This window comes from Deltaproteobacteria bacterium, assembly GCA_019912665.1.
In the GTDB taxonomy this organism is placed as follows: Bacteria; Desulfobacterota; GWC2-55-46; order GWC2-55-46; family GWC2-55-46; genus UBA5799.
This window is the reverse complement of record JAIOIE010000018.1, coordinates 746,918-759,477: the sequence shown is the minus strand read 5'-3', so window position 1 is coordinate 759,477 and position 12,560 is coordinate 746,918. Positions and strand designations below refer to the sequence as shown.

The 12,560-nt window shown below is 46.3% G+C and carries 9 protein-coding genes and 1 pseudogene; 6 read left to right on the top strand and 4 right to left on the bottom strand.

The features are described from left to right. The first annotated feature begins 305 nt into the window (after positions 1-305). Together K8I01_08110 and K8I01_08105 are read left to right on the top strand one after the other, a co-directional pair. The gene (locus K8I01_08110; GenBank protein ID MBZ0220379.1) at positions 306-2,648 is read left to right on the top strand and encodes a TerB N-terminal domain-containing protein; all 2,343 of its coding nucleotides are present in this window, start codon (positions 306-308) and stop codon (positions 2,646-2,648) included. Next, positions 2,623-3,381 (top strand): annotated as a pseudogene (locus K8I01_08105) (ATP-binding protein). The gene K8I01_08110 and the pseudogene K8I01_08105 overlap by 26 nt, the downstream one beginning before the upstream one ends. A 32-nt stretch (positions 3,382-3,413) precedes the next feature. Here K8I01_08105 and K8I01_08100 read toward each other — a convergent pair. After that, a protein-coding gene (locus K8I01_08100) for an IS3 family transposase (protein MBZ0220378.1) occupies positions 3,414-4,516 on the bottom strand; the annotation gives its coding sequence in 2 pieces (ribosomal slippage) (positions 3,414-4,264 and positions 4,264-4,516; 1,104 coding nt in all). Positions 4,517-4,616: 100 nt separating this feature from the next. Here K8I01_08100 and K8I01_08095 point away from each other — a divergent pair. Together K8I01_08095 and K8I01_08090 are read left to right on the top strand one after the other, a co-directional pair. Further along, positions 4,617-5,180 carry an ATP-binding protein gene (locus K8I01_08095; protein MBZ0220377.1) on the top strand — a complete coding sequence of 188 codons (564 nt, stop codon included), beginning with the start codon at positions 4,617-4,619 and terminating at the stop codon, positions 5,178-5,180. Next, positions 5,180-7,390 carry a DEAD/DEAH box helicase gene (locus K8I01_08090; GenBank protein MBZ0220376.1) on the top strand — a complete coding sequence of 737 codons (2,211 nt, stop codon included), beginning with the start codon at positions 5,180-5,182 and terminating at the stop codon, positions 7,388-7,390. The genes K8I01_08095 and K8I01_08090 overlap by 1 nt, the downstream gene beginning before the upstream one ends. Positions 7,391-7,490: 100 nt before the next feature. On the opposite strand, the gene K8I01_08085 is transcribed toward K8I01_08090, so the two are convergent. The 3 genes from K8I01_08085 to K8I01_08075 all read right to left on the bottom strand — a co-directional run bounded on the left by K8I01_08085 (position 7,491) and on the right by K8I01_08075 (position 10,641). Continuing rightward, positions 7,491-9,230, bottom strand: a complete 1,740-nt coding sequence (locus K8I01_08085) for an ATP-binding protein (GenBank protein MBZ0220375.1) — start codon at positions 9,228-9,230, stop codon at positions 7,491-7,493. 2 nt (positions 9,231-9,232) lie between these two features. Then, a complete protein-coding gene (locus K8I01_08080; GenBank protein ID MBZ0220374.1) occupies positions 9,233-10,333 on the bottom strand; it encodes an SIR2 family protein in 1,101 nt (366 codons plus the stop codon). Between the two features lie 101 nt (positions 10,334-10,434). Next, on the bottom strand, positions 10,435-10,641 hold the full coding sequence (locus tag K8I01_08075) for a helix-turn-helix transcriptional regulator (GenBank protein MBZ0220373.1): 207 nt from the start codon (positions 10,639-10,641) through the stop codon (positions 10,435-10,437). A gap of 256 nt (positions 10,642-10,897) precedes the next feature. Between K8I01_08075 and K8I01_08070 the strand changes: the two genes are divergently transcribed. Further along, complete coding sequence (locus K8I01_08070) at positions 10,898-11,209, top strand: heavy metal-binding domain-containing protein (protein ID MBZ0220372.1); 312 nt, start codon at positions 10,898-10,900, stop codon at positions 11,207-11,209. Positions 11,210-11,577: 368 nt separating this feature from the next. After that, complete coding sequence (locus K8I01_08065) at positions 11,578-12,408, top strand: Fic family protein (GenBank protein MBZ0220371.1); 831 nt, start codon at positions 11,578-11,580, stop codon at positions 12,406-12,408. Positions 12,409-12,560 lie beyond the last annotated feature (152 nt).

Sequence of the window (12,560 nt, the reverse complement as noted above, 5' to 3'; positions counted from 1 at the left end):
AAAAGGGCAAGACAAAAAGGGCAGCAGTTGATGTCTTAACGGATAAATTTATACTGCCAGATACCGGAACGGCTCATACCTGTAAGAACCGGAGATATTATCGTCTAATGAGCAGAGGACCTTCAAAAGATAATGAATAATTGAATGCTTCAGATCGGGATGAAGAAAGGGCAATAAGGCTCATAAGAGGGTAATAAAAAGAGTAATTTAGATTTAGGCCTTGCCTTCTGATTTTAATTTGACAAAACACATAAAAATTGTAATTATTTTGATAAAATCAAACATGGAATTCAAATCGCGTAAATATGGAATTTATTTTTATTGTCATAGTTGCGATAGTATTCGGGATTCTTATTTGGTCTCTCCTTCTTAGAAATAAAAAGCCGAATCAATCTAAGACAACCTATAACAACGGAGCCCCTTCAACCCACAAAGCATCAAATACACTTCAAGACCCAATATGGGAGCGCCAGCATGAGGCCGAACCTTCTTTTACCATAACAGTTTCTACGAGTTATACCCCTGCCGAAAGATCAACTAATTTCTCACAGGATGTCTCGCCAGATTCCGTATGGACTCCGGCAGGCATGTATGTCGATGTTAAGGGCTATAAAATAAAAGAAGGTTTGCTTTATTTCGGAACAGGGTTGAAGAGCGTTGCAAAATGGGGTGTTGAGCCGGCTCTAATCAATCCTGATTTGCCAGTAGATAAAGGATCACCTGATAAAGAGGGACGGGATTTAAGATATTGGCCTTCTTATTCAGAAATAACGACTCAATCTCGCAGTGCTTACCTTGAATGGCTTGCAAATGGCAAGAAGAATCCTGATATAAATATCGGCTACGTCTTCCTTTATTACTATGGCCTGGAGCGCCGCCTGCTGTCTGATTTTGAAAAAAGCGAATCTGCTAGAAAAGAAGCCGACCTTATAGCAGCCGAAATTAGCCGGCTTCTTTCAATTTACGGCCATAATGCTTCGTTTAACAGATATGCTACAGGGCTTCTGAGCTTTGCACAAGCCAGAGGTTTAAAAACAAAATTTTACAAGAACCCTATTAACTTAGACATTGAATTAGACTATACAAGTTTTAAGATTGGTCTTGGGCAACTCGCCATAGATGGCATGCCACTGCCAGCGGACTGGGCTCTGGCATGGGTTGAAAACGACCCTGAAAACAGACTAAGGACGCCAGCATATCGTTGTAAAGAAGAGTTCAGGAGATTGTTCCTCATTCGCTATTCAGACGAAATTGGGGATGGACTGAAACTTAAACCTAACAAGACAAAGCTCAAGATCGGCTATCATCCAGCGAGTTCGGGATTGTCTGGGGCGGAAGAATATGAAATAAAAACCGACCTGCCTGATGTTACAGCCGTTACCGGACCTATTAAAAGATTGCGTGAGATCGCCAACTCTTGCGTCGATGAATTGGATGCATATAGCCGCTTTATAGGAAGATATCCTGATGAAAAAAGTTCGCATGAGGCGCTCGCTTTATTGCCGGACTGTCTATTAGACAAACATCAAAGCGAGGAGTTGAAAAACATCTTTGACTGGCTTGATAAAAATCTACCGCAAGAAACCGCAATATTTGATTTAAAAACCATTATCGGCCTTTTCCCTTCTTTTGCTACTGAAAAATTTACAAAGCGTGAATCGGTAGCTTTAGCCCAGCTACTTTCGAAGATAGGCATAGGCATCGAACCCGACGTAAGATTCGGTAGCTCTTTGCCGAAACCAGAACAAAAAGCAGTCCTGTTTAGAGTACAGAAAGATTCCGCCAATGCGCCAACTTCCGAGTACCTTGCTGCCGCAAGCATTCTTCACCTGTCGGCTGCGGTGGCAAATGCTGATGGGAGCATCTCTGTTGATGAGGAAAAACATCTGGAAGAGCACCTTGAATCCTTATTGCATTTGAGCATGGATGAAAAGGTGAGACTGAAAGCTTATACCAAATGTCTGCTCGCAGCGCCTCCTGGCATTACGGGAATTAAAAAGCGGATAGAACCTCTGGATGCAAATGAACGCGAGACCATTGGAAGATTTTTGGTGGGTATAGCCCAGAGTGACGGAAGCATAGACCCGAACGAAATAAAGTTATTGAGTAAAATCTATAATTTATTGGGGCTCAACGCCCAGGACCTGTACAGCCACGCTCATAAGGCTGCTATAGAACCTGTAACTGTAAAACCAAAGGAATCTGCGGAAAAGAAGTACGCTTTGCCGTCAGCCCCTGAGAAAAAAGCCGCTGTTTCCCTTGATATGGAAACCATCGAAGCAAAGCTTGCCGAGACAGCCGCCGTTTCTGCGCTCTTGAGTAATATCTTTGTCGAGGAAGATGAGGAAGCCTCTTCTACCGCTCGGGTTGAGACTTCCAAAAATATAAAAGAAAAGACGGTGGCCGGACTTGATGTAGAAAATTCCAGACTCATGTTAAAACTTGCCGGAAAAGATACATGGTCGAGAGAAGAACTTGAGAAAATTGCTGCAACAATGAATCTAATGCTTGACGGTGCTCTTGATAGCATCAATGACGCTTCTTATGAAACCTACGGGGAACCTTTCTTTGAAGGCGAAGACCCTATCGAGATTAATCCAACAATAGCCAGGGAGATTGCAGATGAAAATACGTCAAAGGGAACGTGACGCCATAATTCAGTCTCTAAGGGCCGGGGTTGTGCCGCGTCTTGGACAGCACCTGATACAAGTAGGTCGTGTTAAAGAGGTCGAAGCCCTCCTGAACGATATAAACAGGATAGCCGATAAAGGGTCTACGATAAGATTTGTTATTGGTGAATACGGCTCGGGAAAAACATTTTTTCTGAATTTAATAAGGGCTATCGCCCTTGAAAAGCGTCTCGTAACAGTCCACGCCGACTTGACCCCTGACAGGCGCATTCATGCGACAGGCGGCAAGGCTCGCTCGTTATACGCTGAACTAATGCGTAATATCGCCACAAGATCAAAACCGGAAGGTGGAGCCCTCCAAAGCATCGTCGAGAGGTTCGTAACCGAGTCTTTGAAAGAGGCTCGCTCGACAGGCAAAGGGCCTGAAATAATCATACATGAACGTCTCGCAGAGCTCACTGAGATGGTAGGCGGTTATGACTTCGCCCATGTCATTGCCGAATATTGGAAAGGGCATGACCAGGGGAACGAGCAGCTTAAATCGGATGCAATACGCTGGCTGAGGGCCGAGTTTTCCACTAAAACCGAAGCCAGAACCGCCCTTGGAGTAAGGACAATAATAGATGATGCTACAGTATATGACCATCTCAAACTTATGGCGAGATTCGTAAGACTTGCCGGATTCGAAGGTCTTCTTGTATGCATTGATGAGCTTGTAAATCTTTATAAGCTGTCAAACACACAGGCAAGGGGACCTGCCCCCATCTATAATGCCATTCGTAATTAGACTAATGCAGCCATTTTCTCCTGTTGAAGCCTTGCGAATTCATTCGGAGAAAGGTTTCCGAGTGAACTGTGCGGCCTATCCTCGTTATAGTCCCTGCGCCATTCATTAACAATCCTGCGTGCATGATCAAGTGAAAGAAACCAGTGCTGGTTGAGGCATTCGTCCCTGAGCCTTCCATTGAAGCTCTCAATATAGGCGTTGTCAACGGGTTTGCCTGGACGGGTGAAGTGCAGCTTCACCTTCTGCGTGTAGGCCCATGCATCCAGAGCATTGCTTATGAACTCAGGGCCGTTGTCAACCACTATGCTCTCAGGAAGCCCGCGTACAGACCCTACCTCGGTTAAAACAGCGGCAACCCGTTTGCCGCCAATCGACGTATCAATCTCGATCTTGAGGCTTTCTTTTGTAAACGTGTCCAGCATGGTAAGCAGCCGGAACTTCCTACCGTTATGCATGGTGTCCTGCACGAAATCCATGGCCCAGAGCTCATTGGGACGCGTCGCCTTCGGCAACTCAACCCTTACCTGAGCGGCTCTCTTTTTACGCTTACGGATCCGCAGTGAGAGACGTTCTTCTCTGTATATCCGCTCCGTGCGCTTATGATTGACAACAAGCCCTTCGCGCTTGAGAAATAAGTGTAGCCTCCGGCACCCAAAGCGCTTCTTTAAATCGGCAAGCTCTTTCATCCTCTTGCGAATCTGTTCATCCTGATCAGGTTGCGGCTGGTATCTGTAGGTGCTCCTGCCTATCCCGGTCAGGACGCTTGCTCGCCTTTGACTCAGCCCAAAGCTTTCAACGACAAACTGAGCCGCTGCCCGCCGCGCCTTGGGCTTTAGAAGTTTTTTGCAACGACAGCCTTCAGAGCCTGGTTATCGAGCGTGAGGTCGGCAACCAGATGCTTAAGGCGCCTGTTCTCGTCCTCAAGCGCCTTGAGACGCCGGACATCGCTTATTGCCATGCCGCCGTACTTGGCCTTCCAGTTGTAGTAGGTGGCGTCGCTCATCCCGTACTTGCGGCACAGGTCAGACACCGCGATACCGGCCTCCCCCTCCTTCAAAATCCCTACAATCTGCTCCTCCGTGTACCGGCTCTTCTTCATACCCAGCCTCCTTGTTTAGAATGTTTTATTACGACCCCATTCTAATTACAAGTGGCACAGTTTACGGGGGGCAGGTCCAAGGAACTCGAATTATGAACAGATACTGCGCATATTGAATGACTGCCTGCAAGGAACTGCGGCCAGTCTTGGTATAATCATGGGCGGAACCCCTGAATTTTTGATGGATACGAGGAGGGGCCTCTACAGTTATCAGGCTCTTCAGAGCAGGCTTGCTGAAAATACCTTTGCGGTCAAGGGCCTCACCGATTACAGCGGCCCGGTATTAAGACTCGACAACTTGACCCAAGAGGACTTCTATATACTGACAGGGAAACTCAGACATGTGTTCGCATTTGGCGACATTTCGGCATATCTTCTCCCCGATGAAGGCCTTAAGGCGTTCATGGAGCACTGCTCAAAACGCATCGGAGACGCCTATTTCCGCACACCTCGCACCACGATCACTTCGTTCATCAATCTATTAGCTGTTTTAGAACAAAATAGAGATGCAAAATGGCAAGACCTGCTTGGCACAGTAGAGATTCGCCCTGATACAATGCCGGACCTTAGTTTTTTTGAAGAGGAATCAGAAAATCCTGAAACCACCGCTGATTTGACCAAAATAGACAATAGAGATGATGATCTCGCCAAGTTCAAACTTTGATGGAAAACATCGAGCAGACAAAAGCGTTCTATCTTCTTGACGAGAAGATTCAGCGATGGATATGGCAGCAAGGCTGGACAGAGCTGCGCGAAGCCCAGGAAGAGGCCATTCAACCCATACTGGAAGGCAAAACAGATGTAATAATAGCCGCTGCAACGGCAAGCGGCAAGACCGAAGCAGCATTCCTTCCAATTTGCTCAAGGCTTCTTAAAACAGATAACTTTGAAGCCTCTATACTTTATATTAGTCCGCTAAAAGCCCTAATTAATGACCAGTTTTCCAGGATTAGCGACCTTTGCAAGGAGCTCGACATAAAAGTTTATCCATGGCATGGTGACATAGGCTCTGGCAGAAAAAAGGGCTTTGTAAAAGAGCCTGCGGGAATTTTACTTATTACTCCCGAATCTCTTGAAGCTATATTCGTAAACTACGGGCATGATGTTAAAAGGATTTTCAGCAGACTTTTATATGTCATAGTTGATGAACTCCATTCATTCATCGGTTCTGAAAGAGGCATACAACTGCAGTCATTACTACACCGCGTTGAAATCGCCATAAGACGCAGGGTTCCTAGGATCGGCCTGAGCGCTACAATAGGTGATATGTTGCTTGCGGCTGAATTCTTAAGGCCAGGACAAGGTAAAGATGTCAGGATGATTGTTTCACGTTCAAGCGGCCAGGAATTGAAATTGCTTCTAAAAGGCTATGTCGAAAAAGAGATTAAGATTGACGAAAATTCAAATGAATTAAAGGAAGATACTTTTGATGATTCATCCGTTGAGTCTTCCATTGCAGAGTCGCTTTTTAAAACCCTACGTGGCACCAGTAATCTCATTTTCGCGAATAGACGCGCCAGTGTAGAGACATATTCTGACAATTTACGCGGGATGTGTGAGGAAAACAGGGTCCCAAATGAATTCTGGCCTCACCATGGGAGTTTATCAAAGGAATTACGCGAAGAAGCCGAGTCGGCCATAAAGGACAAATCCCGTCCCGTCAGTATAGTATGCACTTCTACTTTGGAGATGGGAATCGATATAGGCTCAGTTACCAGCATAGCCCAGATTGGCGTTTCTCCATCCGTTGCCAGCATGAGGCAGCGTCTCGGCCGTTCAGGCAGACGCGGAGACCCGGCGATTCTTCGAATTTATATTACTGAGCAGGAGATTACTAATAGTACCCCTCTCCAGGACACTTTAAGAGCCAATCTTGTTCAATCCATTGCGATGGTTAGACTGTTACTTTTAAAATGGTATGAGCCTCCGCCAGCAAAATCATTCCATCTCTCGACCCTGATTCAACAAATATTATCTCTCATCGCTCAATATGGAGGTGTTACCGCCTCTCAGGCCTGGGACTTACTTTGCAATAATGGACCATTCGATTTACTAAATAAGAAACAGTTCATCGAGCTTTTAAGATGCATGGGGAATGAGGGCCTTCTTGCACAGACAAACGATGGGCTGCTGCTGCATGGAAGACTTGGTGAGAAGATTGTCAATCATTATTCTTTTTATACTGCGTTTATAACGCCTGAGGAATACAGACTCATAACAAGAGGAAAAACTTTAGGGACGCTGCCAATAGACCGACCACTAAGCGAAGGTTCACTTTTGATATTCGGGGGCAGGCGTTGGGAGGTTACTGGTATCGATCAGCAAAAGAAAATAATTGAGTTGATACCAGCCAAGGGTGGGCGGCCACCTTCATTCGGTGGTCAAGCCGGATGGGTGCATGACAGTATCCGTCAGGAGATGTATAAGATCTATACAGAAAATGACATCCCCGTTTTTCTGGATCCAACAGCAAAGGAGCTTCTTGGAGAGGCAAGGTATTACTTCAATCGATACGGATTGGAGAATAAGCATATACTCCAAAATGGAAAAAATTTGCTTTTCTTTTGCTGGAGAGGGGATAAGGTTATGGATACAATAACAGCCTTGCTTAGAAATAACGGCATTAAAGCAGAAAATGACGGGATAGCTATAACGGTTCTTGATACGACCGAAGAAGAACTCACGGGCTATCTGAAAAACGTAGCAAAAGAATCAATAGAGGCATTGGAGCTGGCAAGGACGATCAAAAATAAACCCTCTGCAAAATACGATAATTTTCTCTCTGAAGATCTTATGTGCGCAGACTATCTCTCATCAAAGATGGATTTAGAAGGAGCGCAGTACATGCTTAAACAAATAATAGGTGCTCACTAGTCGTTGGTGCACATCTATCTCAGAAATTAGTGATATAAACACCGTTGTCGTAATGCTATGTCGGACAAGGCGTCAGTCATTGTCTTATTACAATTACCATTCAACTCCTATTCTGCCTTCTCATATTCTCGATGGCCTTGGTTAAGTCGGGAATTTCAGGCTTCTTGCTCCATTCATCCCAGAAATCAATTGTCGCACTGAGCGGCTTCTCTTTGGGGGGATGAATCCGGATTCTGCTCGGTAACAACACGGCGTCACCCACAATCAGCGCCTCGCCAACATCCAGAATGGGCAGCGTGTCCATCAGTCCTTCAAGACTTTCCGGCATGAACCTCTTGACCGTGGCCTGGTCGTCGCCGTTGGTTAGGCGCAAGGCGACGACATTGTTGCATTGGCTCAGTATGGTTGTGCTCACATCGGAAGGCTGCTGACTGACAATTAGCAATGAGACGCCATACTTCCGGCCTTCCTTCGCGATCTTCTCAAAGTTTTCGATTGCACGCTGCTCAACGGGGTTTCGTCCGTCCTTCTTAGGTAGATAGAGATGCGCCTCGTCGCAGACAAAAGCCATAGGCTTGCGTTTGCCACGGTCCGTCCAGAATTGCACCTGATAGATGATGCGGGCCACGAGTCCAACAATCACAGGCAGGATGTCCGCAGGAACCTCGGAGAAGTCAATGACCTTGATTTGGGCGTTGGATTCGGAATAGTCCATCAGCCGCTTCATCGTAGCGGCCATGGCGTCGTATTCATATTCCGAATCCGGAGCCTGAAACAAAAAACCATAGCGCTTGTCACCAATCTTGCTGTTCAAGCGAACAAGCAATCGACTAAACTGGCCATAGAATGGCCCCTGCTTATCCTTTCCGCTAGAGCCAGAAACCATCTCTTTATTCAAGCGATCCAATTCTGCGAGCACATCGCTAATCTTAAATGGAACTGGACTATCGAGAGTGAAGGCATTCAGTACTTCATTCTTCTTTAACGTTTCCAGCGTCTTCTTCTTCTCAGCGACCACCGTATCCTGAAATGCCATGACCTGATTGTGTGCGCTGAATTCACTGCGGTCAATAAACATGGCCTGCATCTCCTCGGCGTTGAGGAGGCAGTAAGGCAAAAACAGCAATGAGGGATCAGCCTTGCCCAATTCCTCAGGGCCTGGGATACGCAAATGCCGTGCATAGGTGAGTTCCCGATATTCCCCATGCAGGTCGAACACGATCAAGTTGGCCGATGGGAGTTTTGCTGCTTGTTCGAGAATAGCAGCAACCGTCCAAGATTTACCGGAACCGGTACTACCCAAAAGAGACGCATGACGCTGGAAAAGTTTGTTGCCATCCAGATAGGCAGTTGCGGTTTCATCTATCGTGTATCGGCCCATCTCCAGCGAATGGTCCGTCTTTCCTGCAACCGAGAGCAAACTCATAAAGGCTTGCAGTTGAGCATCCCGCAGAATATGGCATGTGCCATCAATCTCTGGAACCTGAACAAGCGATCGTGAGAAAAGAGGTCTGCTGTCAGTGGATAATCTCACCGTGCCAACCAGAGTCAATCTAACTGTATTTAGGACGATTTCTCGTGAAAGGGACCGAGAGGTTGTCTCATCCGCTCCTTCCATTTCCAGTTCATCATCCTCTTCGAGAACAGGCGTTTTGATCACCTTATCAATGATGCCAATCAGCCATTCTTCAATCGCTCCAGGCAATGCAAGAGCGACCAGTTGTCCGACTCGCGCCTTTCTCAAGTCCTCATCACTGTTCACTTGGATGTCTACCCTACGCGTGTCCACTGCGCGAACTTTTCCAAGAGAATGAGACTTATCAAAATTAAAAATTGCCATGTTTAGCCTCCAAGAATATGCGTTGTAAACTCGCTTATCTCCCAAAGTCTTTTGTCAGGAAGGTTCAGCCAGTCAGAATACTTCTTATTAAAAACTCGCGTGCCTTCGCAGCTTGCATCTTGTGATTTACAGACTATCCAGAGATTGGCGGCATCTGACAGCAACGATTCAATGCGTGAATTGCAGTCCCGAGTGATAATCAACCCTTTGCAGCTTTGGGTAACCAGCTTTCGTCTGATGTATTCCTCAAGATGTTTGTCATTGAAACCGTACCCTAGAAACAGGAAGTGGTTTTCCCTATCAATCGCGGCATCAGCAGCTTTCAATAATTCCTGCCGGTAGCATTGAAGCATTTCGTATTTTGACAAGCCCGGCGTTATCATCACGCGCTGAGCAAAATCAGGTGGTCCCCACGTCCAAGCGTTGTTTTCGATGACTGCGCTTCTGTGGAAAAAGTAATTCAGGGAACCATGAACCTTATACAGGCGAACATGCTTCCGATGCTTATAGACCGCCTTGCGTTTCCTTCGTTGATTAACATACCTCCGCAAGAGCAAAGCCCTATCGACAGCATGCCAATCCATATTTTTTTCAACTCCGCCGAAGAATCCATTGGTGTATGCAATACGTGCGGAATCACATGCGTATTCAAAAAGCATGTCATAATTCGGCGTTAGAGCGTGAAGAATACGGTCGCTTTCCGGAAGTGAATCAACAATTTTTTTCAAGAACTGGGTCGCTGGCCACTTGACTTCGCCTTTGGCGATGCGAAAAGCACATTCACGATCAACTGTTGCAACAAAAGCTCCCGTAACCTCGGTAATCGTTTTCAGCAAATCTTGTTCGCTGATTTCATTGAGTGCCGATTCTAAATCCGAACCAGTCTGAAGCGCAATTTCAACACGTTTCCATTCCTTTGCCTGTGCAACAGGCAAAGGACGAGTCTTGATTTCAGCAATAAGGGCATCTTTCAGGGCGGGCATACCCAAACGCATGTCCAAGGAGCAAGACATCCCTGTCCCAAAGAAAAGAAATGGTTTCTCACGGAAGAAGTTCCGTAAGCCCTCAATCGCTATGTCTTCTGTTAATGTTTCCAAGGTCATCTCATTCTCTCAAATGTGATCGTGGCTAAGTTGTCCTCCGTAGAACTTGTACAGTTACTTTTGTAGTCTATTTAGGCAAACACACCTAGTAAACTCCCTCTTCACTTTTCATCGACTATTTCAAATAAATCCTGTATCGAGCAATTGAAGTAGCGGCAGAGTTTTTCCATGACGTCGAACTCGATTCTTTTGGCGTTTTCGAAATAGAGAAGAGTGAGCATATTTCGGTGAATGCCTGTTGTCCGGGCAAGCTCGGCGATTTTGATCTTCCGTTCGCCCATGAATCTTGAAAGATGGCATTTAATCATTTTGGGAAATTACTCCATATTGCGATGAGTTAGGCGGATTTTATAACATCAATCCTTTTTATGCAATAGAAAGATTTTTCATGTTAAATGACATTTTATCATTGACAACTATATTTTATATGGTATAAAGCTATTCTTAATACAATAATTGCATTTAGAACGAAGGAGTGGTGTTGATATGGATATATTATTGGTAGTAGGTGTTATTGTCGGGATTTTCCTTCTTTCCTCCCTCATCTTTCGGAAGCGTACTTCATTGGACGAGCTCGACAGAGATATTCATGAACTCCGGAGCAGTATAACCGTCGTGACTTCGAGCAGTCTGCCTGACAGGAATATCAAAGGAGCCCTTGGGACCGTAACCGGCATCTCTGAAACGGCTGCGTCGACCGACAGAGGATTCAGGAAGGCTGAAAAAGAAGCGCTGGCTGACATCATGCGCCAGGGGATTAAGTTGGGCGCAAACGCCATCGTCGATCTCAAGATGACCACTGGAAGCTATGAGCAGCAGGGCTCACAATGGATGGTCTCGAAGGTCGTATATTACGGGACGGCAGTTAGGGTTTAAAACATCAGAAGCAGACCAGGCAGAGAAAGGGCAATAAGGATTATAGAGGGTAATAAACAGGGTAATTTACGTTTAGGTCCACCTTCTGATTTCCTAATGATTAAGAACTGGCCGTCACCCGAAGGCCCCTTACAAAGAAAACTTGACATAAACTTTACATAAAGCTATATTCCAAAACATGTATAAGCTGCGTTTCGATATAAGCCCAAGGCTCTTAAGCTTGGTTACGCAGGCAGCTGAAATCCGGGCCTGGATCAACTCGGCTGTGGTGGACGCTCCGTGGCTGCCGATCCTTCAGCGCGAGACTGCTGCGAGATTAGCCCATTCTTCGACGGCCATCGGAGGGGAACCCACTGACGCTTCCGGAGGTGGAGGCTCTCGCTCGCGGAGAAGAAATCGGTGCGAAAGCTAAGGATAAACAGGAGATACTCAACGCCCTTACAGCCATGAACTGGGTCTGGAACAGAAAGGCCGAGACCCCCATAAAGGAGTCTGACCTTTTGCGCCTTCACCGGGTACTCACGCGCAAAGTCCTGCCAGATGTGCAGTCCGGGCATTACAAGACCCGTCAAAACAAAATAGTCGACCACAGAGGCATAACTATCTATACTCCCCCTCCGCCGGATAAGGCCCGCCCGTTCACACTGGAGCTGCTCGATTGGATAAATTTCAGGGAAGCGGAAGCCTTGCATCCTGTTATTGCATGCGCAATAGCTCATCACCGCCTTGTCTCAATACATCCCTTTTCTGACGGCAACGGACGCATCTCGAGAGCGCTCGCAATATGGCTCCTTTACTCAAGAGGCTTTGATACCCATCATCTCTTCGCCCTCGACGAGTACTTCGAGCGGGAGAGGCAGCTTTATTATCGGAAAATCCAGCAGGCAAGGGACCTTGACGAAGATCTAAGCTACTGGCTCGAATATGTCGCAGAAGGGGTAGTTGAGACCTTAAATACGGTAAAGGAACGCGTACTTTCGCTCAGGATAGCTATTGTTGCTCCTCGAATGGTGCTTACAAAGCGGCAGGAAGACATCTTAAGATTCTTAAGAGATAAGGGACGCGTCAAAGCTCCTGAAATAGAAAAGGCATTCTCCCTTACAAGGGCGCGCGTAAGCCAGATTATCAAACCACTCGTAGAAACAGGGCTCGTAATCCGGGAGGGCCAGACCAGGGCTACGATGTATCGACTGCCGTAAGCCCTTTATATAAGCAAGAGTCCCCCCGACGCTAGCATTTTTGATTAAAGCGAGTGGATTCGAGGATAATTTATTCTGATTGATGGCGAGATTCACTATGCGCATTTCAAGACTGGCCAGACCTTGTCTGACCTTTTTCATAGTTAAAATAA

Bases quoted from the DNA above. Each gene is read 5' to 3' on its own strand.
- K8I01_08110 (MBZ0220379.1), top strand. From the start codon at position 306: ATGGAATTTATTTTTATTGTCATAGTTGCGATAGTATTCGGGATTCTT.
- K8I01_08075 (MBZ0220373.1), bottom strand. From the start codon at position 10,641: ATGATTAAATGCCATCTTTCAAGATTCATGGGCGAACGGAAGATCAAA.
- K8I01_08080 (MBZ0220374.1), bottom strand. From the start codon at position 10,333: ATGACCTTGGAAACATTAACAGAAGACATAGCGATTGAGGGCTTACGG.
- K8I01_08085 (MBZ0220375.1), bottom strand. From the start codon at position 9,230: ATGGCAATTTTTAATTTTGATAAGTCTCATTCTCTTGGAAAAGTTCGC.
- K8I01_08090 (MBZ0220376.1), top strand. From the start codon at position 5,180: ATGGAAAACATCGAGCAGACAAAAGCGTTCTATCTTCTTGACGAGAAG.